This is a genomic window from Paenibacillus sp. DMB5 (genome assembly GCF_001517085.1).
Classification (GTDB): domain Bacteria; phylum Bacillota; class Bacilli; order Paenibacillales; family Paenibacillaceae; genus Paenibacillus_AQ.
The window spans coordinates 16,947-41,531 of sequence record NZ_LRAC01000146.1; the positions used below are offsets into that span (position 1 = coordinate 16,947).

Below are 24,585 nucleotides of genomic sequence, written 5' to 3' on the forward strand. Positions count from 1 at the left end.
AGTTATTGTAACGTAAAACAGTGCAGATTACAAAGTTAATGTCGGCGGTATGTAAATTCCTTCAAACAGGCGGACATACATTCATTAAATAAAGTATAACCTCTTCTCCACAAAATAACCGGCCGCGAACAGTTGTCGCAGCCCGGCGGTACTTAATTAATTGAAGGTTTTAGGGAAGATGCTGGTGCTCTTCTGCAATAGGGCTACCGCAATTTTGCCGGCTTCCGCTCTGGTTAGCTTGCCCTTGGGATTAAAATTGTATACCGGCTTGGTCTGACCGGTAACAGTAACTGCACTGCCCTCCATAATCTTTGCCTTGGATACGGCTTCGATCGCCGGACGGGAGTAGAAATCCATGCTGCCTGAGTCGACAAATGATTTGTTGAGGCTGGCCAGCAGCTTGGCATCATTGGCTGACATTTTGAGTTTGAGCGCCCGGGCAATCATTACCGCCGCCTGCTCTCTGGTGAGCGCCTGGTCCGGACCAAAGAATCCGTCGCTCAAGCCCGTGATAATCCCCGCTCTTGCCGCAGTCTCTATACTCTTAAAGTTCCAGGTTGTAGATACTGCTTCCGGCACGATATCGAAGAAGGTCTGCTTGTTGGTATCATAATCAAGCGGAATATTAAGACCGGTAACCAGCAGTGTAGCGAATTCGCCGCGGGTTGTTGTATCATCTGCCCCGAAGGCGTCGGCGCGCAGGTTGGTCATAATGCCTTTGGAATAAAGGCCGTTCAGAATATTTCTTGCCCACGGGTGATTTGTAATATCCGTAAACCCGCGGCGCAGTTTCATAACAGTGTAGTAGCCGAACTCATCAAAAGGAACGGTTACGGTATGATTCTTGGTATCGACTTCCCCGCCGATGTTCTCCCATTTGCCCGCGTCCGTGTAACGGAACACTGTAACGGTCGAACCGACCTCATCCACCACGTTTGGACTAAAGCTGAGCGTCAGCTCCCCGCGCTGGGAAGGTATGATTTTGCGGGACTGGCTGATCTGCGTGAAATTACCCTCGATGGAATATGGGGCAACCCCGTTAGATGCAGGCACATAACTGCTGCTTCCCTTGGTGCCTACCTCACCCAGACCACCGCTTAACCAGTAAATATCCGATACTCTGGAAAAGTTACTGTTGGTCGCTGATGAGGTGAACCGGAGAACCAGCTCCTGCAGAATGACGAGCTGCTTCTGAACTCCTACAAATCTTTCATCTACCGGGCTGACATTAATGATGTTGCCGTAATCGTTGGTACGCTCTACAACCCCGTCATTAGGGTCGGCAATCCCGAACAGCAGCTTGGTGTCAGGATAATACTTCGCTGCTCCTGAGCTGGTAAATCCCTTCATCAATGTGCCTTTAGGGAAATTGAGCTCCAATTGCTTGTTGAAAACACTATACTTTGTTGCTACCTTCTCAGCCATGTACTGCGTATCAATCTGCACTGCACTGGCGTAATAAACCGTTACTGTATCATTAAGGGTTGAATCCTTACGTACAATCTGAATCTTAATCGTTGTTGCCTTATCCGGTTTAAGCCCTACAAAGTCGTAGGTAAAACGGTTAGCCAGGTCAGAACGGGGCACAGCTTCATACTTGTCGATCATAACCTTCGTTGCGCCCTCAGCTTCAATATCAAACCGTACGAAGTTTTTGTTTACAACAATCTGGTTTCCGACAGTGGCTACTGGAGCCAGAATACGGTAAGGCAGCACTTCACGGACAATTTCAATTCTTTGCGTCGTTCTCGCACCAGTCTTATTGATCAGCTCCAGCGTGTAAACATGGCTTCCTGGAGCATCGAACTTCAGATCGCGGATCCGCAGCAGAAAGTCCTTGGTTGTTCCAACATAATCATAGATTACTGAACCGTAGGTTCCTGGTGATGTAAAATCATCTTTGCTGTTTTCTTTGAGCATAGTGGCATTGCCAACAGAACTAAAGACCATATCAGAGCCCCTGTAAAGATTAAGAGTGGTAGCTCCCCCGCCTTGCAGGACCAGATCATAATTATCCTTGGTGGTTACATACTTGCCGTCAGTGTATGTGATCTCTGCCGGAAGAGTCAGAATCGCATTGCGCTTGGCATCATTCGTACGGGAATCCGTCTCGAATGCCGGACGGTTCGTTACCAGTACCGGATGAAACTGCGTCAGATTGGATACGTTTGTATCAATAATATAGATACGCAGCTCTTTGGTAATCACACGCTGGTTGCCGGAGGAGTCCATGGAAATCCCCGTAAACATCAATGTATTTTCCCCGTATACCAGCGGACCGGCCTGATCGATCTTCAGGGTGACTTTGAATTTAGGTGCCTGCATGGTGACTTTAAACTGCGGATTTGATGCCGGATCCCATGATGAGCTGTCCCTGCCGTTAATCTGGAACTGGGCTCCGGAGATATTTTCAAAGCCGATATATTCTCCCTCTACAGTAATGCTTGAGGTTGTATTGGAGTTATACTCGATTGTCTGGCCGTCCTGCAAATTGCTGACATAGATATAGTTCTTCGATACATAGGAAATATTTACATTGTACACCGAATTGGATGTACCATATTTAAACTGTACTTTCTGCTGGCCGTTCGAGAAACCGGTAATTCTGTACACCTGCTGGGTACCATCAGCATCAAGCCCGGTTGCAGCAATTTTCTCAAGCGCCAGGCCTTTGGTACTCAACGGCAGATACATCGCGCTTAAAGCGCCTGTAGGCTCAACATTCGTCTCTACCAGGATGTAAAAGTTATCTTTCTCCATCTGTTGTCCGTTCAGCGGAAGCTTGGACACATCAGCGATGCTTTTGCCTGTTGCATAATCCGGAAGGTAGTAGATATTATCAATAACCGTTTCTCCGGGAACATAGTAATAAGATTTCACAAGGGATGCGGTATAGTTGCCGAATCTTACAGTCAGTGTAAAGTCATTGCTGCCAGTAGCAATCGGAACATCCTCCGAGGTTGTGAACTTCACCAGCTTGTATGCCGGCGTAATACCGTCAGGACCCGGAATAGTCTGCTCTTGAGTAGTCGTAATGGTTCTGATGGCAACTTCACTTGTTGTACCTGCATTAATGATCAGCTTGCCTGTACCTGAATTCCCACCGAATGAGGATGTGTTATACGGAAGCAGAACTTCCCCTGACAAGCCGGCGGTAAATTTATTCGCAACAGAAAGTGTCGGCGTATTGTTAATCAGGGAGTACTTGCTGCCCGCATGAACCAGATCCAGGGAAGCGTACGGCTGGTCCGTATCAAAATAGTATACATTACGGTCGATTGTAATTTTGTCGGAGGCATTCTGTACAATAATCTGCAGTGAGCTTAGACCCGGCTGCAGCGTTAGGGCCGGAGTAAAAAAGGTTCCGTCCTCCAGCAGAGAGGTCTGAAGCGCTGTTCCTCCATTAAGCGATACGGTTACCTTTGTAGCGTTGGCTACTTTACCTTGCAGTGTAATCGATGATACAGGAACGACTACCTGTGTGCCTTCATTTAAGTTGAGGGCAGCCGGACCGCCCAGCACCTGGAGCGATGTTACATAAGGCACTCTGTCATACAGAACATAGAAGGACTCAGAACGTGTCAGATTCCCCTGGAGACCCGAGAAGGTGATTTTGTTAAACCCGGAATACAGGGTCACCCCGCTTGTTGTAAAGCGGTTGCCAGGGCTGTTGGCATCAGTAGTCACTGTTCCTGTTGTTAGACGCGTGGAATCTGTTACCCATCTGCCTAAGCTGTCCTGCGACAGCTGCTCCACAACAACCTTCATAGTGGTGGATGTTACTTGTGAATAAACACCAGTTATATTAAGCGTCTGATTACTCGTCAAAAAAACCTTGTCACGGGTGATTGCATTTGCTGTGTTTACAGCAGCATTAGGATCCAGCACTACTGTCGAGCGCAATGTCTGATCATCGGGAGTAAAATAAGTTGTGACTGCAGTCGCCGCAGCCGCCTGAGGCATATATTTGCCCGGGAACATAGAAACGATCAGAGCCGCAAGCAGCACCCAGACAAATGGTCTCTTAAAGCGTTGCATGTGTATATCTCTCCTTTGAGTTAAAATTCTCTTCGTGACCTTCACTTTTTTCTTTATCGGTTGTTTCCGCCTATCTTGTTAGGGAGAACAGCAAAAAACTCATCCTAAAAAAGGATGAGTTTTGTTAATTTAACAATAAAAGTCTGAATAAGAGCGGTAGACTAAGATTTCGAGCTGCGCTCCGGTGCAAGCTTGAGGCGCATTCTCAGGAATAAATCAATAAGCGGACGTTTGGTTTTGCTGATAACGCCGGTAATTTCAGCACCGATCTGCAGGAAGAACAGCATCACACAGATCACCACAAAAGTAACCCAGTTGGCCTCGTACAGGGAAGCAGACGTTTGAATGACAGCCAGTACACCAAAGAAGGCGGCGATCCCGTAAATAATCAGCACCGTCTGGCGGTGGCTGAATCCAAGCTCGCGCAGGCAGTGATGCAGATGACCTTTATCCGGTGCAAAGATTGGTTTCTTTTGCAGCTTGCGGCGTACGATTGCAAAGAAGGTATCCGATAAAGGAACTCCAATAATAAGAAGCGGTGTTATAAAAGATACAACAGCGATCTGTTTGAATCCGAGCAACGCCAGCAGTGCCAGACAGAACCCAAGGAACAGTGAGCCTGTATCACCCATAAAGATTTTGGCGGGATGAAAGTTGAAGAACAAAAATCCTAAAATACTGCCAAGCAGCAACAGGCACAGAAGCGCAACCATTGTATTGCCCATCAGGAAGGCCATAACCGCAATTGTAGCAATTGCTATACCTGATACTCCAGCAGCCAGCCCGTCCAGGCCGTCAATCAGGTTAACCGCATTGGTGACCCCGACAATCCAGAAAATCGTCAGCGGTACCGCAATCCAGCTCTCCAGTGAGGAATACGTATTATTAAATGGAATGTTTACGAAATCAACAGTAATGTCAAAACCGAAAACGACGATGCAAGCTGCAGCAATCTGGCCCAGCAGCTTCACTTTGGCTGAGAGCTCGAAGCGGTCATCAAGTCCGCCGATCAGAACAATCAGTCCACCGCCGCACAGCAACGCTTGAATGAAATGTGTCTCCCGCGAAGTAAAATCGTACGGAATAATCGGCAATACGGCAAGCAGGCCTAACACAAACGCCAGGAAAATACCAAGTCCGCCGAGGCGGGGCATAATTCTCGTATGCACCTTTCGGGCATTCGGCACATCTGTGGCACCAATCTTGATAGCGAATCTCTTCACTAGCGGTGTCAGGAGAAGTGCAAGTCCCATGCACACAATAAATCCGGCGATGTATATGATTAACATTTGAAAAGTCGACCCCCATTTCTCTACCGCATTGAATTATACGCTGAACTAAAAGCAAATTCCAATTCCGTTTTTAGGCTGTTGTTCGGATATTCCCGGTAAATTAGCTCGTTTTTTCAGACTTTTGTTACTTTATCTTTCTCACGCAGCACTTTTACTGCAAATTTCGGCAGCGCAAGCATTCTTTTATATCGTGTTGGTTCTTTTAGAAGACGATATAGCCACTCGGCCCGCAGTTTCTGGAACGCAACAGGCGCCCGTTTGCTCTTGCCGGAGATCACATCAAAGCTTCCGCCTACTCCCATCATTACAGGGATATTCAGCTGTGATTTGTACTTGGCGATCCATGGCTCCTGGCTGTCCGCCCCTCTGGCGACAAACAGCAGGTCAGGCTGGGACTTCACAATATCTTCCACAACAGCTTCGTCTGCTTCCGGACCAAAGAACCCGTCGCGGTAGCCGGCAATTACGATACGCGGATATTGAGATTGTAACCGGGAGACGGTCGCCCGAATCACTTCAGGCGTCGAACCCAGGAGATACACTTTCCAGTTATAGCTTTCGCCTTGACGCAGTAATTCATGTAAAAGGTCAAATCCCGCTACACGCTCAGCCACCGGCTCCTTGCAATACTCTGCAGCCCACACTACGCCAGTCCCGTCAGGGACAACCAGTTCTGCCGATTTCATAATCTCCATGTAGGAAGGGTTCTCCAGTGCAGCCATAACCATAATGGGATTGGCAGTAATGACCTGATGCGGCTCACGGTTACGCACTGCATCGGTCAAATAAGAGACTGTAGCCTGCATATCGACTTTGGAAACACGTATACCAAAAATCGGTACAGTAGGCAAAATACTATCTGCTTTCACGTTCACTCATCCTTTACGGCGTAAATATTCGACAATCCGGCGGGCAGGTGCTTCAGCTTCTAGGGCCAGGGAGGCGATCAGAGATTCCCGTTCCTGCTTCCAGGCTTCCCCCTGCTCAAGAAGCAGGAGAACTTCCGCGGCAACCTTGTCTGCCTCCAATGAACCCGTCGATCCGACAGGTCTGCAATGGATGCGCTCTAGGAAGTGGTCGATCTTCGGATCATAGGAGACGCCCATCAGCGGGACCCGTCTGCCGGCGGCATAAATCAGGCTGTGCAGGCGCATGCCGATCAGCACATCGCACTCCGCAACCTCGCGCAGCATCTGCTGCGGATGCAGCGCATCTTCACGTATACTGACGCTTCCTCCTAATGAAGCAGCCTCTTTTTCCAGCTTCCGCATGACATAACGCGAGGCTTCATTGTCAATAGGATGATGAAAAGGCAGAAAACGCAGGTGAAGCGGTGTTTGAGCACAGGCCTTCAGCAGCCCTTCAGCGATTGCATTCAGCTCATGCCGTGACTCCTCCCAGAAACGGACGGAAATCCCCACAGTCTTCATTCCAAAGGCTGTCCCAGCAGTGGATGCGCCCAAAGACTCCGCTCTTTGCGGCAGCTCGAGACCCATTACAGGATCGGGCACGACCTGAATGTTATTCTGACTCAGCCCCATGCTCTCCAGCAGGCTGCGGGACTGTTCGTCCCGCACGGACACATAGGCGCTTTTACGGAATACTGACTTAATCAGCGGGTGAAACAGCTTGCGGTTAACCGGTCCGATCCCCTGGGCATAAATAAAGGTCGGCTTGCCCATCCATTGGGCAAGCTTCAGGACGCCCAGATAATACGGTATGGTTTTAGGACTGGTTACATCCTGCAGCAGACTCCCGCCTCCGCTGATCAATCCGGCGCTTTCGGCGATGGCCTGCCGCACCTCGCCCAGCTTCATCCGGTGTACAGACTTAACACCGTAGGTGGAGGTTGTCCATTCCGGGTCTATGGATAATACAACAGGTTCAATCGTTATGCCGGCGGCTTGCGACTGTTTCCGCAACGCATTCAGAATCGATTGCAGAACAGCCTCATCTCCGCTGTTGCGGAAGCCGTAGTAGCCGGAAATTACAAGTTTTTGAGCAGTGGCGACCATCGTTTCCAACACCTTTCCGCAATCTGCCAGACCGCTACGGCAATCAGGCCAATAATAAGCCCAAGACCTAATCCAAGAAGTCCGCGGATCAATGAGATCAGCACCGGAGTATGAATATGGGCAAAAGTATCCACCATGGACAGCTGGCCGATGACCGCAACAATCATAATAAAGGCGGCATTGCGGTATTTATAGGCCATAAAGGCGCCCAATATAAACAGCGGATGGGCCAGCAGGAACTCCTTATTGCGCGGCCGCACGCCAACTGTATTCTCCAGGAAGGTACGGAAAGTCATTTCAATGGAGCTGACGCTGCCGCTGTTACCCGTACGGCTTAAATAGTACATGCCCAGCACACCGAGAATACCGGCGGCGATGACCATGGCCAGGGTAACCGGTGTACGCAGAAGCTTGCCGGTCTTGTTAAAGGCAAACTCTCCGCGGTATAAGAGTACATACAAGGCGGTCAGTCCAATAGGAGCCAGGTGCAGAAGACTGACGCCGCGGAACTGGTTAAGCACCAGACTGTAAGTAATATTGTTAAGCAGGGCAATAACAAACGGCACAGCACTCAGCGAGATAAGTGCAGTCTTGATATAGAGCACAAGGCTATGAGCCAGCCGGCGTCCGGGACTCATAACTGCATAAGTCAGTTTATTAATCCGCAGCGGCGGCCCCTGCTCGTTGATCTTGCGGACAGCCAGCACAGTCGCAACTGTCGGCGCACTAATAGCAACTGCAAGCGCAAGTGCCTGCTCAAACAGCTGCGGCTTCAGCAACATCAGACCGGCACTGCCGACCAGTCCCAGAATCCAGGCAGCCAGGGTAAGCCAAGGAATGAAGTACGACACAAGCAGGGCTACCATGGATACTGCGCCTATAACAGCCCCCAGCTTGAAGTAACGCTGGTAAGAGGAATCTACGACCTCGAAGGCTTCAGCCTGACCGAGTGTAAATCCGTTATCTTCAATCTTCTGCACGGCTCCGTCAGGGCCGCTCAAGCTGGTCACCAGGTTGTCCAAGGTATCTTTAATCTGAGCTGTAGTGGTATCCCGTGAAGGAATGGTATTGAGATACAGCATCCGGATGTTGCGGTCCTTGGTAGCCAGGGCAAACCTGTCGGCAATGACCTCCGGAGACAGCCCGGAATCGCCTTCGCTAAGCGAATACAGGCGCGTCACATTATAATCAAGCAGATAAGCCAGCTTGCCGAAGCCCTTTTGCTGGGCCTTGATATTCTCGATGGCCGCTATCCCCATCCCGCGTTCCTTAAGGAGATCAGCAAAAGCGGTAAGGCTACCGGTATCGGCATCATCCGTGAAGCCTTTAACCGATTCTCCTTCGAACAGTATGCGTTTGACGCCAAGCTCCTGGTAGCGGTCCAGCAGCTTCGTAACGGCTTCTTCATTATAGGCAAGAGAGTCCACCAGACGCGGAACAACGCTGAAGCCCTTCTCATGCAGCATCTCCAGATTGAACGGGTCAGGCTGGAGCGGCTTCAGGGTAGCATCTTCCAGCGGGGTTTTGATAATCAGCCCCTGCTGCCCGCGGAAGCTCCAATTTTCAGTGTCAATGCCAAGCACATTAAAAGCATCCTGAATCAGCGGTGCGAGCACCGAACTATTCTCCGTGCTCGTAAAGAGGACGTATGTATAGTTCTCATTCTCGGGAATTACAGTATCAGTCAGGTTGGCAATATCAGTTGCCCCCCACATCATCAGACGGCGGGCCTTGCGGTAATCCTCCAGCGTGCTCTCATAAATTGCCATGCTCTGAACGCCGGCTTCCTTGAGGCGGTCAAGCTGCTGTGAAATGTAATCCTTGGGATTAGCACGGTAGCTGGCTACCTCCACCAGATCACGGTAATCAAATACAAACTCAACTGTCTTGGAAGATTTCTCGGTCTGCAGACGGTCGTAGACAACCGGGAGAGCAGACAGAACACCGATTACTACGAGAATCCATAACCACTTGCGTGAAGTAATATTCCATTGTTGCCATTTTTGTGCACCAAAAGTACCTCCTCTTTCACTTCCTAACTCAAGCAGAAACGGATGCGCGTCCTGTCAGGAGCAGTATCCGTTTCTGTGAGAAAGCTTCATATCGTGCAGGATTATTATTTCCCGTCGACGCGGGCCATAACCTGCTTTGTAAGGGCAGCCACCTTGTCTTTTGCATTCTGCAGCGATTCTCCGCGAACCGCAAAGTATACTTTAATCTTCGGCTCTGTGCCGGATGGGCGCAGGCAGAACCATGAACCATCGGACAACAGATACTTGAGCACATTTTCCTTAGGCAGCCCGTTAAGGCCAAGTGAATAGTCGAGCACCTCGGTAACGGAAGCTCCGGCGATTTCCTGCGGAGGATTACTGCGCCAGTCACTCATGATCCCTTGGATCTGGGCTACCCCGTCCTTGCCCTTGAGCGTGCGTGATTCCAGGCTTTCCAGGAAGTAGCCGAACTGTTCATACAGCTCCTGAAGCACATCATACAGCGTCTTGCCCTGCGCTTTATAATAAGCACCTGCTTCGGCAATCAGCATGGAGGCAAGCACGGCATCCTTGTCGCGGGCATAGTTGCCGGCCAGATATCCGTAGCTTTCCTCGTATCCGAACAGATAGGTATATTCACCGGACTGCTCGAACTGGGTCATTTTCTCCCCGATATATTTGAAGCCTGTCAGCGTGTTGAATACGGTAGCGCCATAATGCGAAGCTACAGCCGCTCCCATCTCACTGGTAACAATGGTTTTGACTACAGCACCGTTGCTAGGCAGCTTGCCCTGTTCCTGCAGACGGCTCAGGTAATAATGGATCATCAGCGCGCCGGACTGGTTGCCGGACAGTACTACAAAATTGCCCTCATTATCACGGACGACGGCTCCCATACGGTCCGCATCCGGGTCTGTCCCGATCAGCAGGTCTGCATTAAGCTCTTCGCCCAGCTTGATCGCCAGCGTGAAGGCTTCGCGCTCTTCGGGATTCGGCGATTTCACAGTTGAGAATTCGGAATCCGGCTGTTCCTGCTCGGGTACAACATGTACCTCCGTGAAGCCGATTTTCTTCAAAACGCTGCGGACCGGCAGGTTGCCTGTCCCGTGCAGCGGGGTGTATACAATCTTGAAATCACGGCCGAGTGTGGAAGTAATCTCCTCACGGGCAACGCTGACGGCTGCCACTGTATCTGTGAAGGCCTCATCCTCTTGCTCTCCCAGCCAGTGCAGCAGGCCTTGGCTCTCCGCTTCTTCACGGGAAAGACGTTTAACACCATTGAAGGAATCAACCTCCAATATGTATGAAATCACCTTTTCCGCTTCGTCCGGTACAAGCTGTCCGCCGTCGGCATTGTACACCTTATAGCCGTTATATTCAGGAGGGTTATGGCTCGCAGTAATAACTACGCCTCCTGAAGCCTTCAAATGACGTACAGTAAAGCTCAGCTGCGGCGTAGAGCGCAGGGAAGGGAACAAGTGAGCCTCAATCCCGTTACCGGCCAGAACAAGCGCTGCTTCCAGAGTGAATTCAGGTGAGAACCGGCGTGAATCGTGTGCGATTACGACGGATGGCCGGCCTTCGCCCTTATGATTTTCAAGAATATAGTTGGCGAAGCCTTGAGTAGCTCTGCCCACAGTATAACGGTTCATGCGGTTGCTGCCGGCGCCGATTACTCCGCGGAGACCGCCTGTACCGAATTCCAGATCTCTGTAAAAGCGTTCTTCCAGCTCCTGCGGATCGTCCGCCAGAAGGTTCAGCTCTTGTTTGGTGTTCTCGTCAACGGAAGGGTCCTGCAGCCAGCGGCTTAATGTTTCTGCGGCTTTCGGGCTTAATTGAGTCATATGAATCTCTCCTTCTCCATCTATAATTTAGGGTAGTATAACTGGGATTAGCTGAGCGCGAACATAATTTCGCCGGAAGCCACAACCTTGCCGTCCACCTTAGCGGTAGCCTGGCCTTTTCCGATGCTGCCTTTAAGTCTCGTGATTTCTACCTCAAGGGTAAGCGTATCCCCCGGTACAACCTGGCCGCGGAAGCGGAAGCCGTCCAGCCCTGCCAGAAAACCGATTTTCCCGCGGTTGGCTTCAACCCCGAGAATAGCTACTGCACCAACCTGGGCCAGCGCTTCAGTAATCAGCACACCCGGCATAACCGGATAACCCGGGAAATGGCCTGCAAAAAACGGCTCGTTTACCGTTACGTTCTTGATGCCTACAGCCCGTTTGCCCATTTCAATTTCGATAATTTTGTCCACCAGCAGAAATGGGGGCCGGTGGGGGATTATTTCCTGGATTTCATTGATATTCAGCATTTAAGCAAAGCTCCTTTCGGATTTAACCGCGTCATTGGGCAGTCCTCCGGCAGGCTGCAGCTGTAATCTTGCCGAACCCTGCATAAAGTTGGACTACTCCGGTAAAAACTATAATTATCCTTCACCACCTGCAGCAGTGGAGGTTAAGATAAGGGGCTTTCTCCGCCGCACGCGGCAGCATGACGGAGAGGGCCCTTTTTGGATTGCGGAAGGTTTAGATCCGCAGTCTCCGCAAAGCTTCTGAACAGCTCCCCTGTTAAGGGTCCGCTTGTCCCTTAGTCCCCACTCATTATACATTTTCCAGTATAAAAAAGAAAACTCCCCTGTACAACAAGGGAGTTTCAAAACAACGCATAAATTAAGGTGCAAAGACCAGATCATAGACATGCTTCCATGTGCTCCACTGGAGTACATCACTGAGTTCCCGTTTGCCGATAATGACATATCCTGCAACCAGCCCGCCGGCGAGCGCAGCGATCAGCAGGAGAGGAATCAGAAACCACTGGATAATGGTCCATTTGGATACGCCGCCCCGTTTGACCGGCTGCTGCTTGTCCTCTTCAGGCTTTGGTTTGTTCTGAGCACTCATTCCTTCACCTACCCGCGCATATTATTGGCCAGGCCAAGCATCTGGTCACTGGAGGAAATCGCACGGGCAGCCAGCTGGTAAGTGCGCTGAAGCTGCATAAGCTCCTTCATTTCCTTGCTTAAATCCACATTGGACTGCTCCAGATATCCGGATCGCACGCCGAATGCCGTCTCTTCACCAGGCTGCCGCTGGAGAAAGGCCTGCCCTTCCGTTACACCATCAGGAAGCACATAAAAATTACCGTCTACAGCCTGCAAAGCCGTCTTGCTGAGCGGCTCAACAATCATTATTGTGCCCGCTAACTGCACAGGTTCATTCTCGCCGGTTTTGGTAAGTACCCGTCCCTTCTCATCTATCGCTGCACTGACATTTGCCGGAACCCTGAGCGGGTTTCCCTCTGTGTTCAGCACCGGATTGCCTGTACTGTCCACCAGCATCATCTGCTGGGCATCCGCCGGAACAGGAGTGAAATGGAAATTCCCTTGACGCGTATAAGCCGTGTCCCCGTTAACCTGCACGCCGAACAGCCCGTTTCCCTGCAGCGCGAGATCTGTAGGGTTGCCGGTCTCCTGCAGCGGCCCTTCCTCCCAATTGCTGGTTACTGTGGATACACGTACCCCGAACCCGATATTGAAGCCGAGCGGCATACTGCGGCCAGGCTGCTCATAATCCTTAGACTGCTGCTGGACACGGGTCAGGACATCCTCAAATGACCCTTCCTTGCTCTTATATCCATTCGTATTCATGTTTGCGATATTGTCCGCAATAATATCCAGGCGCTGCTGAAGACTGGACATAGAGACGCCCGCACCGATCGTCGAATTGTTCACAGGTTGTTCCCTCCCAAAATAACCCCGCAAAGTGGGGCTTTATTATCGAAGCTGACTCAGGTACTTTGCGGGGACCCCGAATATATACTGATATGTTCAAAAAAGCTAGTACGCCTTGCCTTCGACCTATACTCTGCCCACTTCATTAACAGTCTTCTGCAGGCTGGTGTCATAGAACTGGATTACCTTCTGATTGGCCTCATATGCCCGGTAAGCGGCATTCATATCCACAGTTACCTGGGTAGCATCAACATTGGAGCCTTCAATATAGCCCTGGCGCAGCAGGAGATTGTCCCCGTCTTCCGCAAAACGGATCTCTGCCGCATCTGCATCATCAGCGTGAAAAACACCATTGCCGTCACGCACCAGCTCCTGCGGTCTTGTAACGATACTGATGCCAATCTTTGCTCCGGAAGGAAGGCCGGTAGCCGGGTCCAGCAGGTTGCCCTGCCCGTCCACTGCAAGATTATCCATAGGCTCTGTCAGCACAAGCGGATTGCCTGCCGCATCCAGCACCCGGAACCCTCCGGAGCTGAGCACTTCCCCTGCTGCGTTAACAGTAAAGCTGCCGTTTCTTGTATATAAGTTATTCCCTTCATTATCCTGTACGGTAAAAAAAGCCTGCGGCTTGTAGGTAACTTCGCCGTCCTCGCTCACATGCTTGCCCGATCCGTCGAACAGCATGTCCGCTCCGGTTGCCGGGTCCGGAAGCCGCAAATCATCAGACAGCGCAAAATCAAACGGCTTGCCGCTTTCAATCAAATCGCCCTGCAAATATTGGGAAACAGCCTGCTCAGCGAATACCCCTGTGTTGAGGCGGCCGACCTGCTTCGCTGTACCGCCGCTCATTGCCGAGATTAATACATCGGGAAAGGCATGGGTTACCGTATTAACCTGCTTGTACCCCGTAGTATTTAAGTTGGCAATGTTCTGCGTCGCCGTATCATGTCTGCGCTGCTGTGTCACCATACCGGCAGCGGCCGTATACAATCCTCTGATCATGCGGGCAATTCCCCTTCCTCAATCTGCTGTTATCCCTTATATCGGCAAGCTAGAATTTTTTCTTAACGGCTTTGTCCAAATTATCCAGCAGAATACCGGTTCCCTTTACCACACAGTGCATCGGGTCCTCGGCTACCCAGACCGGAACATGCAGCTCTTCAGAGAGCAGCTCGTCCAGTCCGTTTAGGAGCGCACCGCCGCCGGTAAGAACCACACCACGGTCAATAACATCTGCCGAAAGCTCCGGCGGTGTACGCTCCAGCACGGATTTGGCTGCCGCCACAATCATGGAGACCGGATCCCACAGCGCTTCTTTTACCTCTCCTGAGGTAATAGTGAGCGTCTGGGGAAGTCCGCTGACCATATCCCGGCCTCTGATATCCATCTCAGCCTTCATACCGCCTGGCCGGACCGAACCGATAGAAACCTTAATATCTTCAGCAGTGCGTTCGCCGATAAGCAGCTTATACTTCTGTTTGATATATTTTAAAATGGCCTCGTCGAATTTATCCCCCGCCACTTTAATGGAGGAGGCGGTAACGATGTCGTTCATAGACAGGACTGCTACATCCGTCGTTCCGCCGCCAATATCGACGACCATATTTCCGCTTGGCTGATAAATATCCATGCCTGCACCGATCGCTGCGGCTTTGGGCTCTTCCTCCAGATACACATCTCTCGCTCCGCTCCGCTCGGCAGCTTCCCGGATTGATTTCTGTTCAACTGAGGTAATATTTGTGGGGGCACAGATCAATATGCGGGGCTTGGAGTACCAGGTACGTCCGCCCACACGGTCGATGAAATATTTCAGCATCATTTCCGTAATGGCAAAGTCAGCAATAACACCATCCCTGAGCGGACGGATCGTTGTAATATTGCCCGGTGTGCGTCCGACCATCCGGCGTGCCTGTTCACCTACCGCAAGGACCCGCTTCGTATCACTTTCAAGTGTGACCACGGAGGGTTCATCCAGAACGACTCCCCTCCCTTTTACATGAATGAGCACATTGGCAGTGCCGAGATCGATTCCGATATCCTTGCTAAGCATAATGAAAGAGCCCCCAAAGTGTTATTTTAAATGAGAATAGTTAGTTGTAGAACTTGAACTTAATAATGTTAAAAGCGCTTCATTATTAAGTTCATCCTATATAGTACCAAATTTAAAAATACCATACTTTAGGGGAAGTATACAATGCACTAAACCTTAATTATTCCTTAAAAAGCTGAAAAAATCATGGCTTTGCGGCTACGGCAACCTCGCGTTTCTTGCCTGTCGTTTTTTTGTACTTGATCTTAGTGGCTTCTCCCCCCCGCAGATGCCGGATCGACTTATGATATTCGAGAATGTGCTTTACCTGATCGGCCAAATCCGGATTAATCTCCGGCAGCCGTTCGGTTAAATCTTTATGCACCGTGCTCTTTGAAACGCCAAATTCTTTGGCTATAGTCCGGACCGTATGCCTGGTTTCCACGATGCAGCGTCCGATTTTAATCGTCCGTTCCTTGATGTAATCGTGCACGCTCCCGCCTCCCAACTGTGGATAGTTTGGTACATTATATGAGGGGCGGGCCTATATATTCGCGCTTTCAGGACGTGACAAGCCTGTGAAAGCCCATTTTCTTTCCGGGACAACCGTTTGACCTGATGATTTTGAAAAATAGGACTAAAGTTGTACTTCTAATAATAAGCATTAAAGTTACTCCCCATGACGTAAACGCAAAAAAACAGGGAGCTTACGCCCCCTGTCCCCTGCAGATATTTAGCGCTGAGCCAGCAGATCGGACGGGTTAACAACTTTACCGTCCTCGTACACTTCGAAGTGTACATGATTGCCGAGATCCTTCTCGATCTCACTGCGTCCCGCCGTTGCCAGCGTATCCCCCTGCTTGACTTCATCGCCCTGCTTCACTTTTACATCGCCAAGGCTCTGATACACGGTCTTCAGATTGCCCGGATGGGTAATCTCAACGACTTTACCGAATACAGCAACCTCTTCAACCCGGGTAACTTCACCGCTGAGTGCAGCTTTGACGTCAAAGGTTTTGTTGTCTTCACGGGCGATATCAATGCCGATATTCGGCACGAAGGTATCATTGTACTGCACCATAGCCGCCACATGATTTTCTTCCGTACCGTTCTCATCGTAGAACGGCTTAACGACCTGCACTTCACTTGGACTGGCTACCGGCCAGGCCAGGCTTTCTGCCGACGCGACAACTTCGAGCGCTTCCGGATCAGCCGGTGTGCCGGCTTCATTGCCGGAACCGCTGACGTCCTGGGACACTACAGCGGCGGTGTCAGGATTAAGCGGCTTTTGGCCGGCATCCTGATAGAACCACACCAAAGTTAGGATAAGAGCCGCTGCCGCCGTGTAGACTGCCGGGAATACCCAGCGTTTGGATAATGCTCTGTTCCATGAAGAAGGCTTGGCGCCTGAATCTCCCTGCTTGTTTTTGAGAGATTCATCATGGGTTTGCTTGTTTTTGTCTTGTTCATTCATAGTTTATCACCTCAGTAACCAGTGTTACCGGGCGGTTCGCTTTTATACGTATCTTTTAAGTTATTTTTTCAGGAGAGTTGAGACTTGGGTAAACTGGACTCCGCTATAGTAGTGTTTGAGAATCTGGGTGGCTGTGCTCCCTTCCTTCGCCATCCCGTTTGCCCCCCACTGGCTCATGCCGACTCCATGCCCGTTGCCGTAGGTGGTAATCAGCACTTCACTGCCCTGCCGCTTCCAGGTGAACTGGCTGGAGCGCAGCCCCAGCTTCTCGCGGACCTCACGGCCGGTGAATACGGTTCCGCCAATGGATATTTCCTTAACCCTATGGCCGGCGGTCAGCGACAGCACTACTGCCGGCAGTGCTGAGGAGGACGAGGATACGGGCTTCACTTTGCCTGAAGCAGCAAGATCCTGTGAAGCAGGCAGTGCAGCAGCGTCCAGTCCAAGCTTGCTCAGCAGCTCGGAGGTGCTGAAGCTGACCGACACGGCCAGGTTCGGTGTAATCTCCAGCTCCCAGGGACTTGCGACGCTGCGCAGATAAGGAACGGCCATATTCCAGTAGTCTTCCGAATTTTCGGTATAGCCTCCGCTGGAGGCAAAGAAGGACGCCGTAATCGGCTGCCCTTTGTAGGTCATGATCACCCCGCGCGTCTCAAGGACCGCGCGGCGCAGTTTGGCCAGCTCGGCGCTCTTGCCGCCGTGCTCCCATTTCCGTTCCAGCACCGCCTGCGAGATGTAAGCCTGATGGCTTACTGTATCGCTGACATCGGCCTCCGGAACGGGCACCCCGCTGTGGTCGCCGGCCAGCAGGCGGCGCACGATAAAGGTGCGGGCGGCCACGGCCTGCGCTTTGAGCGCTTCGAGCTCAAAGTCCGCCGGCATCTCGGCCGCCAGCACGCCGCTGACGTAGTCCTCCAGCGGCAGGGTCTCTATTTGTCCGCTCTGCGACAAATAGACGGTCACTTCCGGCTGTGGGGCCTCCGCAGCAGCCGCTGCCGGCTGGCGCCGGCGAGGCCTGGCCTGCGCCACGGCCTCAGGGGCTGGCTCATGTCCCCCGCGCCAGCGGGACAAGAGCCAGCGGGACAAGAGCCAGCGGCAGCAGCAGCCCCGCGAGCAGCGGGGCTGCCAGCCAGGCGGCGGGGGCGAGCCGCCTGATCTTGGGAGCGCGCGGCCGTGCAGCGCGCCGGAACTTCATTCTGCGTTTCAGGTAGCGGAACTCTCTCATCTCTTCTATGGCTCCTTCCGTAGGCACTGGTGATTCTTATAGATATGAATTTACGGAAGCTGCTAGAACGCTAGAGCGTTAATTTTGAGAGTAAGAGAATCTGCAGGCTCCCTGCACATACCACCCCAAAACCGCAAAAAAGACTGCCCGCCTAAGCGGAGCAGTCTTGAGCATTTCAAAGTAAAATAATTATACCCAGGTTGGCTGAACCTGGAAGCGCGGCTTCAGCTCTTCACTTTTGGAAGCTTCAGGCTTAACGGCTTCTTCTTTTGCGGCCGCCGCTGGAGCAGTTGATTCCTGCATCGAAATCCGCCAGATGTCTGCACCAAGCCCCGACAGCTTCTCAGCCAGATTTACATACCCGCGGTCAATATGATGGGTTCCGCTGACTTCCGTAGTACCTTCGGCAACAAGACCCGCCAAAATAAGCGCAGCTCCTGCACGCAGATCCGTCGCGCATACCTTGGCGCCCACAAGCTGGGCATTGCCGGTTACGATGGCGGAACGGCCTTCAATCTTGATTTCCGCATTCATGTTGTGGAATTCATCAACATGCATGAAGCGGTTCTCAAACACGGTCTCGGTAACGACAGAGGTGCCTTCCGAGCGGAGCAGCAATGCCATCATCTGTGACTGCATATCAGTCGGGAAGCCCGGATACGGCAGAGTCTTCAGATCAACCGCCTTCAGCGGCTTGTCGCTGATGACACGGATGCCGTTCTCGTCAGGAAGAATGGTTACGCCCATTTCCTCCATCTTGGCGATTACAGGCCCGAGATGATCAGCAATAGCGCCTTCGACATAGACATCACCGCCGGTAATCGCTGCAGCCGCCATATAGGTGCCTGCTTCAATCCGGTCAGGAATGACATGATGTCTGACGCCATGCAGACGCTCAACGCCTTCAATACGGATTACGCCTGTTCCAGCACCGCGGACAATCCCGCCCATACCGTTAATATAGTTGGCCAGATCGACAATCTCCGGCTCCTTCGCAGCATTTTCAATTACAGTTACACCTTCCGCGAGTGCCGCGGCCATGATTATATTCTCAGTTGCCCCTACGCTGGCCACATCCAGATAGACCTTGGCTCCGCGCAGACGGCCGTTAGATTTGGCTTCAATGTATCCCTGGCCCAGACTGATCTCTGCACCCAGCGCTTCAAAGCCCTTGAGATGCTGGTCAATCGGCCTTGTTCCAATAGCGCAGCCCCCCGGCAGTGAAATACGGGTATGCCCCATACGGGACAGCAGCGGGCCCATGACTAGGAAGGATGCACGCATTTTGCGCACCCATTCATAAGGCGCTTCACAGGAGGATATGCTTCTGGCATCTACCTCGATGATATCGTTCTGGTATGTAACGCCCGCACCCAGAGATTCCAGCACTTTGCTGATCGTCATTACATCGTCAAGCGGAGGAGCGTCCACAATAACGCTGACTCCTTCTTCTGCCAATAGAGAGGCGGCTATGATCGGTAGTACGGAATTTTTTGCGCCGCTAACTTTCACGCTCCCGGTCAATCTGTTGCCACCGCGGACGATAAATTTGCTCATTTCGGTTTCCCTCCGCGTCCATTATTTCTGAAATTAATTTTGAAGGTAAGATGCATCTGTTAAAATATCGGATATTCCGTCAGTGCGCCCGATGTGCGGGCACGTTCCTTAAACATCAGTGTTGACATAATAAAACCTTATTATTCGACACCATTTTTGCCACCCGGCCTATGACAGATATAACCAAACCATCTGCCATTAAAACATGTTACGGATCTGCCCGCTCCAGCCCAGGTAATCCAGCAGAAAGCCGGCCACGAAGTGGCCAAGGACGATTGCCAGCAGCAAATGCAGCAGTCGGCCCTGCGGGCTCTTGGGATATCTTATGACCAGATCGAGCTTAAGGTTCTGAAGTGCCCACCAAGATAATACTACACAGAGCAAAGAAACGATCATGGATACCAGACCGCTGGTACCGACCGCACTGGACAAATCTTCAACCAATATTTGATCCATGGAAAACCTCCGTGTAAGTTACTTGGAAATCGACTCTTATATCATACTTGCGCAGGTCAAAAGAATCCAGTACTTTTACAAAGTTTTAAACATTACATGCCCAGATAGCTTGGATTGTTACGAGATTTTCATAATATTTGCCACTTCGCCTCATAAAAAAACGGCCAAGCCATAGGCTTGACCGCGGTTTGATTACTGTTGTCCTTTTCCGGTGGACACCTTGATCCGTGTAACGGCGCGCTGCAGAGCCAGCTCCGCACGACGGTGATCAATTTCATCCTGTTTGCTGCGTGACTGAAGACGGCGCTGAGCCCGTTCCTTAGCCGCTTCGGCGCGTTCAACATCAATATCGGTAGGCAGCTCGGCGCTTTCGGCCAGAACCGTTACTTTGTCTTTATGCACTTCCACGAACCCGCCATGAACAGCGATAGTGGTCGTAAGACCCTCCGATTTCACAGTGAGCGGAGCAACCTGAAGTGGTGTCACCAGCGGAATATGTCCCGGCAAAATGCCCAGCTCCCCGTCGACTCCGCGTACAGTCAGGCTGGTAACCTGCTTGGAGTAAACAAGGCGCTCCGGTGTGACAATTTCAAGCAGAAAGGTATTCACTTTCATTCCTCCTAAAAGCTTAACTTCGTTAAGCTCGCATCGAAAGCATAGGCTTTAGCTTTACGAAGTGAAGTTCGCTATCGAAAGCTAGATCTTAACTGATTACAGGGATTTCGCTTTTTCGACCGCTTCTTCAATCGTACCTACAAAGAGGAAAGCTGCTTCCGGAAGATCATCGTGCTTGCCATCCAGAATTTCCTTGAAGCTGCGTACAGTTTCCTTGATCGGCACGTATTTGCCCTTGAAGCCGGTGAATTGCTCAGCTACGTGGAAAGGCTGGGACAGGAAGCGTTCAACTTTACGGGCACGTGCCACAATAACCTTGTCTTCCTCACTCAGCTCATCCATACCCAGGATCGCAATGATATCCTGAAGCTCTGTATAACGCTGCAGCAGCTGCTTAACGCCCTGTGCCACGTTGTAGTGCTCTTCGCCGACAATCTCCGGAGCAAGGATACGCGAACTGGATGCCAGCGGATCTACCGCAGGGAAAATCCCTTTCTCGGAAATCTTACGCTCAAGGTTGGTCGTTGCATCCAGATGGGCAAACGCCGTCGCCGGAGCAGGGTCAGTATAGTCATCCGCCGGTACGTAGATCGCCTGGATCGAGGTAACGGAGCCCTTCTTGGTGGAAGTGATGCGCTCCTGCAGCTGACCCATTTCTGTAGCCAGTGTAGGCTGGTAACCTACCGCGGAAGGCATACGGCCGAGCAGGGCGGATACTTCGGAACCCGCCTGGGTGAAGCGGAATATATTATCGATAAAGAGCAGCGTGTCGCGGCCTTCCACATCACGGAAATACTCCGCCATGGTCAGACCGGTCAGAGCTACACGAAGACGTGCGCCCGGCGGCTCATTCATTTGTCCGAATACCATTGCGGTTTTCTTGATAACGCCGGAATCCGTCATTTCATGATAAAGGTCATTACCTTCACGGGTACGTTCACCAACACCTGCAAATACGGAGATACCGCCGTGCTCTTGCGCAATGTTGTTGATCAGTTCCTGAATCGTTACGGTTTTACCAACGCCGGCACCGCCGAACAGGCCGATTTTACCGCCCTTGGCGTAAGGAGCCAGAAGGTCAATAACCTTGATTCCTGTTTCCAGGATTTCTGCCTGTGTGGACAGTTCATCAAAGGTCGGAGCCAGACGGTGAATCGGGTTACGCTCTGCTGCTACAATTTCAGCACCGTTATCAATAGGGTTACCCAGCACGTTGAACACGCGGCCCAGTGTAGCTGCACCAACCGGAACGGAGATTGGACCGCCCTGGTCAAGGGCTTCAATTCCGCGGACAAGTCCGTCAGTGGATGACATAGCAATACAACGAACCAGATTATCACCCAGGTGATTGGATACCTCAAGGGTCAAATCAATGGCACGGCCGTTTTCCAAGCTGGTTACAATCTTGATAGCGTTGAAAATCTCGGGCAGCTGGCCGCGTTCAAATTCAATATCGACAACCGGACCCATAATGCTTACAACGCGTCCTTTGTTCATCTTATTATTTCCCTCCTCGAAAGCTGTTGCATTGAGAAGAAACGGAGAATACCTTCACCTGCGGCGTAGGCCCCCGTTTCCTGATCTTTAAGACTGCGCGTTCGCTCCGGCCACAATCTCGGTAATTTCCTGAGTGATTGCCGCCTGACGGGCACGGTTATAAGTAAGTCTAAGTTCGCCGATCATCTTCGACGCGTTCTTCGTTGCACTGCCCATCGCTGTCATTTTCGCACCCAGCTCACTGGCCTTGCCGTCCAGAACGGCGCTGTAAATCAGCGTTTCTGCGTATTTCGGAAGCAATACTCCGAGCACGCCTTCAGGAGAAGGCTCATATTCGTAGTTTGCGCTTGCTTCATGGTGTCCTCCGCTTACCGCATCCATCGGCAGCAGCCGGTCAACAGTAGGAACCTGGCTAATCGCATTAACGAACCGGTTATAGCAGATGTACAGCTCGTCGTAGACACCCGTTTCAAACTGCTGCACTGCAGAATAAGCAATCGATTTAATGTCAGAGAACTTAGGCGAATCTGACATCTCGGTTACTTCCTCCACAATCGGATATTCGCGGCGGCGCAAGAAGTCACGGCCTTTGCGGCCGATTACGAACAGGGCGTACTCATCCTTGGATTTATGCTTTTCTGCCAGCAGCATTGTCAGCTTACGCAGAATATTGGCATTGTACCCGCCGGCGAGACCTCTGTCGGATGTAACGATGAGATAGGCGGTCTTCTTCACCGGACGGCTTACCAGCATCGGATGGGTCACATCCTGGGTGGCAGCGGCAATGTTCGATACAACCTCTTTCAGCTTCTCCGAGTACGGACGGGCAGCCTCTGCCTTCTCCTGCGCCTTGCGCAGCTTAGAAGCGGCTACCATCTCCATCGCCTTGGTGATCTGTCTGGTGTTTTGAACGCTTTTGATTTGACGTTTGATATCACGCATGCTTCTTGCCATGATTTTCACCACCTTAAAGCTTTGACGAAGTCAAAGCTATCTTCGTAAGCATAAACCAAGCTTTGACGAAGTCAAAGCTATCTTCGTAAGCATCAACTAAGCTTTGACATTGTCAAAGCTAGTTCATAAGAGCCTGCCGGTGCCCAAGCTCACACCGGGGCTCCGGTTCAGACTGTCATTCTATGTGTATTAACGATTAACTGGTCGCAAAGCCTCTTTTGAATTTGTCGATAGCTTCTTTGAGGGCAGCCTCGTTATCTGCAGTCAGGTCCTTGGTATCAGTGATGGATTGAACGATTGCAGCACCGTTGGTATCCACAAAGGCCAGGAATTCTTTCTCGAAGCGTCTAACGTCTTTGACCGGAATGTCATCAAGGTGGCCTTTAACAGCCGTATACAAGCTGATAACCTGATGTTCTACAGACAGCGGCTGGTTAACGCCCTGTTTGAGAATTTCCATCATCCGGGCACCGCGGTTCAGACGGGCCTGCGTAGATTTATCGAGATCGGAGCCGAACTGGGAGAACGCCTGAAGCTCACGGTATTGGGCCAGATCCAGACGGAGCGAGCCGGCAACCTTCTTCATCGCTTTGATCTGCGCCGAACCGCCTACACGGGATACAGAGATACCGACGTTGATCGCCGGACGCTGACCGGAGTAGAACAGGTCGGATTCAAGGAAGATTTGGCCGTCTGTAATCGAGATTACGTTCGTAGGAATGTAAGCTGATACGTCGGAAGCCTGTGTTTCGATGAACGGAAGGGCGGTTAATGAACCTCCTCCAAGCTCATCGCTCAGCTTCGCTGCACGCTCAAGCAGACGGGAGTGCAGGTAGAATACGTCACCAGGGAACGCCTCGCGGCCCGGTGGACGGCGGAGCAGCAGGGACAATTCGCGGTAAGCGGAAGCCTGCTTCGAAAGGTCATCGTAGATAACCAGAACGTGCTCGCCTTTGTACATGAAGTATTCACCCATCGCACAGCCTGCGTACGGAGCAATATACAGGAGCGGGGAAGGCTCGGAAGCCGATGCCGTTACTACAATTGTATATTCCAGCGCACCGTGGCGGCGGAGGGTTTCCACAACCTGTGCAACTGTGGATTGCTTCTGGCCAATGGCAACGTAGATACATTTCATGCCATTGCCCTTTTGGTTGATGATCGCATCGATGGCAATTGCCGTTTTACCGGTCTGACGGTCACCGATGATCAGCTCGCGCTGTCCGCGGCCGATCGGCACCATCGCATCGATGGCTTTAAGACCTGTCTGCATAGGCTCATGAACCGATTTACGGTCGATAACGCCTGGTGCATTGCTTTCAACCGGGCGGAATTCTGTAGTTGCAATCGGGCCTTTGCCGTCAAGCGGCTGACCCAGCGGATTCACTACGCGGCCCAGAAGGGCTTCGCCTACAGGTACCTGCATAATTTGTCCGGTACGTTTAACTTGGTCGCCTTCGCGAATTTCCTTGTACTCACCCAGGATAACAACACCGACGTTGCTTTCTTCCAGGTTGAGCGCCATGCCCACTACTCCGTTGGAGAACTCCAGCAGTTCTCCTGCCATCGCGTTTTCCAGACCGTAGACACGGGCGATACCGTCGCCGACTTGAATGACGGTGCCGATTTCGGCCACTTCAATATCGGCTTTATATTGCTCAATTTGACTTTTGATCAAACTGCTGATCTCTTCAGGTCTAATGCTCAAT

Annotated in this window: 21 protein-coding genes; all 21 read right to left on the bottom strand. The window is 51.5% G+C overall.

Annotated elements, in window-relative coordinates; all coding sequences use genetic code 11:
- Positions 1-156: 156 nt before the first annotated feature.
- The gene (locus tag AWJ19_RS25245; protein WP_068728010.1) at positions 157-4,038 is read right to left on the bottom strand and encodes an S-layer homology domain-containing protein; all 3,882 of its coding nucleotides are present in this window, start codon (positions 4,036-4,038) and stop codon (positions 157-159) included.
- A gap of 161 nt (positions 4,039-4,199) precedes the next feature.
- Positions 4,200-5,327, bottom strand: a complete 1,128-nt coding sequence (locus tag AWJ19_RS25250) for an MraY family glycosyltransferase (protein WP_068728011.1) — start codon at positions 5,325-5,327, stop codon at positions 4,200-4,202.
- A 116-nt stretch (positions 5,328-5,443) separates the two neighbouring features.
- Positions 5,444-6,199: a WecB/TagA/CpsF family glycosyltransferase gene (locus AWJ19_RS25255; protein WP_068728012.1), complete on the bottom strand. Its 756-nt coding sequence runs from the start codon at positions 6,197-6,199 to the stop codon at positions 5,444-5,446.
- Between the two features lie 6 nt (positions 6,200-6,205).
- Positions 6,206-7,345 carry a polysaccharide pyruvyl transferase CsaB gene (gene csaB, locus AWJ19_RS25260; protein ID WP_068728013.1) on the bottom strand — a complete coding sequence of 380 codons (1,140 nt, stop codon included), beginning with the start codon at positions 7,343-7,345 and terminating at the stop codon, positions 6,206-6,208.
- Complete coding sequence (locus AWJ19_RS25265) at positions 7,318-9,393, bottom strand: DUF5693 family protein (RefSeq protein WP_068728014.1); 2,076 nt, start codon at positions 9,391-9,393, stop codon at positions 7,318-7,320. Before AWJ19_RS25265 ends, csaB begins: the two co-directional genes overlap by 28 nt.
- Before the next feature lie 68 nt (positions 9,394-9,461).
- Positions 9,462-11,180 carry a phospho-sugar mutase gene (locus tag AWJ19_RS25270; RefSeq protein WP_068728015.1) on the bottom strand — a complete coding sequence of 573 codons (1,719 nt, stop codon included), beginning with the start codon at positions 11,178-11,180 and terminating at the stop codon, positions 9,462-9,464.
- 47 nt (positions 11,181-11,227) lie between these two features.
- Positions 11,228-11,650, bottom strand: a complete 423-nt coding sequence (gene fabZ / locus AWJ19_RS25275) for a 3-hydroxyacyl-ACP dehydratase FabZ (protein ID WP_068728016.1) — start codon at positions 11,648-11,650, stop codon at positions 11,228-11,230.
- Between the two features lie 358 nt (positions 11,651-12,008).
- Positions 12,009-12,239: a DNA-directed RNA polymerase subunit beta gene (locus tag AWJ19_RS25280; RefSeq protein WP_068728017.1), complete on the bottom strand. Its 231-nt coding sequence runs from the start codon at positions 12,237-12,239 to the stop codon at positions 12,009-12,011.
- A gap of 8 nt (positions 12,240-12,247) precedes the next feature.
- On the bottom strand, positions 12,248-13,069 hold the full coding sequence (locus tag AWJ19_RS25285; RefSeq protein ID WP_068728018.1) for a flagellar hook-basal body protein: 822 nt from the start codon (positions 13,067-13,069) through the stop codon (positions 12,248-12,250).
- A gap of 126 nt (positions 13,070-13,195) precedes the next feature.
- Positions 13,196-14,071 (bottom strand): flagellar hook-basal body protein, encoded by an 876-nt coding sequence (locus AWJ19_RS25290; RefSeq protein WP_068728019.1) that lies wholly within the window; start codon positions 14,069-14,071, stop codon positions 13,196-13,198.
- Positions 14,072-14,120: 49 nt separating this feature from the next.
- Positions 14,121-15,119: a rod shape-determining protein gene (locus AWJ19_RS25295; RefSeq protein ID WP_167360634.1), complete on the bottom strand. Its 999-nt coding sequence runs from the start codon at positions 15,117-15,119 to the stop codon at positions 14,121-14,123.
- 184 nt (positions 15,120-15,303) lie between these two features.
- Positions 15,304-15,591 (bottom strand): sporulation transcriptional regulator SpoIIID, encoded by a 288-nt coding sequence (spoIIID, locus tag AWJ19_RS25300; RefSeq protein WP_038597396.1) that lies wholly within the window; start codon positions 15,589-15,591, stop codon positions 15,304-15,306.
- Positions 15,592-15,831: 240 nt separating this feature from the next.
- A complete protein-coding gene (locus AWJ19_RS25305; protein WP_068728021.1) occupies positions 15,832-16,572 on the bottom strand; it encodes a M23 family metallopeptidase in 741 nt (246 codons plus the stop codon).
- A gap of 60 nt (positions 16,573-16,632) precedes the next feature.
- Positions 16,633-17,601, bottom strand: a complete 969-nt coding sequence (spoIID, locus tag AWJ19_RS25310; protein WP_241781883.1) for a stage II sporulation protein D — start codon at positions 17,599-17,601, stop codon at positions 16,633-16,635.
- A 16-nt stretch (positions 17,602-17,617) separates the two neighbouring features.
- Positions 17,618-17,824: a hypothetical protein gene (locus AWJ19_RS36885; protein ID WP_241781884.1), complete on the bottom strand. Its 207-nt coding sequence runs from the start codon at positions 17,822-17,824 to the stop codon at positions 17,618-17,620.
- Between the two features lie 162 nt (positions 17,825-17,986).
- Complete coding sequence (gene murA / locus AWJ19_RS25320) at positions 17,987-19,354, bottom strand: UDP-N-acetylglucosamine 1-carboxyvinyltransferase (RefSeq protein ID WP_068728023.1); 1,368 nt, start codon at positions 19,352-19,354, stop codon at positions 17,987-17,989.
- A gap of 198 nt (positions 19,355-19,552) precedes the next feature.
- Entirely contained in the window at positions 19,553-19,810 is a 258-nt protein-coding gene (locus AWJ19_RS25325) for a DUF1146 family protein (protein ID WP_198536636.1), read from the bottom strand.
- A gap of 192 nt (positions 19,811-20,002) precedes the next feature.
- Positions 20,003-20,419: a F0F1 ATP synthase subunit epsilon gene (locus AWJ19_RS25330; RefSeq protein WP_068728024.1), complete on the bottom strand. Its 417-nt coding sequence runs from the start codon at positions 20,417-20,419 to the stop codon at positions 20,003-20,005.
- Between the two features lie 102 nt (positions 20,420-20,521).
- Positions 20,522-21,922, bottom strand: coding sequence for a F0F1 ATP synthase subunit beta (gene atpD / locus AWJ19_RS25335; RefSeq protein ID WP_068728025.1), 1,401 nt, complete (start codon positions 21,920-21,922; stop codon positions 20,522-20,524).
- An 87-nt stretch (positions 21,923-22,009) separates the two neighbouring features.
- Positions 22,010-22,876, bottom strand: coding sequence for an ATP synthase F1 subunit gamma (gene atpG / locus AWJ19_RS25340; protein WP_068728026.1), 867 nt, complete (start codon positions 22,874-22,876; stop codon positions 22,010-22,012).
- Between the two features lie 196 nt (positions 22,877-23,072).
- Complete coding sequence (gene atpA, locus AWJ19_RS25345; RefSeq protein WP_068728027.1) at positions 23,073-24,584, bottom strand: F0F1 ATP synthase subunit alpha; 1,512 nt, start codon at positions 24,582-24,584, stop codon at positions 23,073-23,075.
- Between the last annotated feature and the right edge of the window lies 1 nt (position 24,585).

Excerpts from the sequence above, each read along its gene's own strand:
- AWJ19_RS25280 (WP_068728017.1), bottom strand. The coding sequence starts at position 12,239 with ATGAGTGCTCAGAACAAACCAAAGCCTGAAGAGGACAAGCAGCAGCCG.
- fabZ (WP_068728016.1), bottom strand. The coding sequence starts at position 11,650 with ATGCTGAATATCAATGAAATCCAGGAAATAATCCCCCACCGGCCCCCA.
- atpG (WP_068728026.1), bottom strand. The coding sequence starts at position 22,876 with ATGGCAAGAAGCATGCGTGATATCAAACGTCAAATCAAAAGCGTTCAA.
- murA (WP_068728023.1), bottom strand. The coding sequence starts at position 19,354 with ATGAGCAAATTTATCGTCCGCGGTGGCAACAGATTGACCGGGAGCGTG.
- AWJ19_RS25325 (WP_198536636.1), bottom strand. The coding sequence starts at position 19,810 with ATGGATCAAATATTGGTTGAAGATTTGTCCAGTGCGGTCGGTACCAGC.
- csaB (WP_068728013.1), bottom strand. The coding sequence starts at position 7,345 with ATGGTCGCCACTGCTCAAAAACTTGTAATTTCCGGCTACTACGGCTTC.
- AWJ19_RS25305 (WP_068728021.1), bottom strand. The coding sequence starts at position 16,572 with ATGAATGAACAAGACAAAAACAAGCAAACCCATGATGAATCTCTCAAA.
- AWJ19_RS25250 (WP_068728011.1), bottom strand. The coding sequence starts at position 5,327 with ATGTTAATCATATACATCGCCGGATTTATTGTGTGCATGGGACTTGCA.
- AWJ19_RS25270 (WP_068728015.1), bottom strand. The coding sequence starts at position 11,180 with ATGACTCAATTAAGCCCGAAAGCCGCAGAAACATTAAGCCGCTGGCTG.
- AWJ19_RS25290 (WP_068728019.1), bottom strand. The coding sequence starts at position 14,071 with ATGATCAGAGGATTGTATACGGCCGCTGCCGGTATGGTGACACAGCAG.
- atpD (WP_068728025.1), bottom strand. The coding sequence starts at position 21,922 with ATGAACAAAGGACGCGTTGTAAGCATTATGGGTCCGGTTGTCGATATT.
- AWJ19_RS25245 (WP_068728010.1), bottom strand. The coding sequence starts at position 4,038 with ATGCAACGCTTTAAGAGACCATTTGTCTGGGTGCTGCTTGCGGCTCTG.
- AWJ19_RS25295 (WP_167360634.1), bottom strand. The coding sequence starts at position 15,119 with ATGCTTAGCAAGGATATCGGAATCGATCTCGGCACTGCCAATGTGCTC.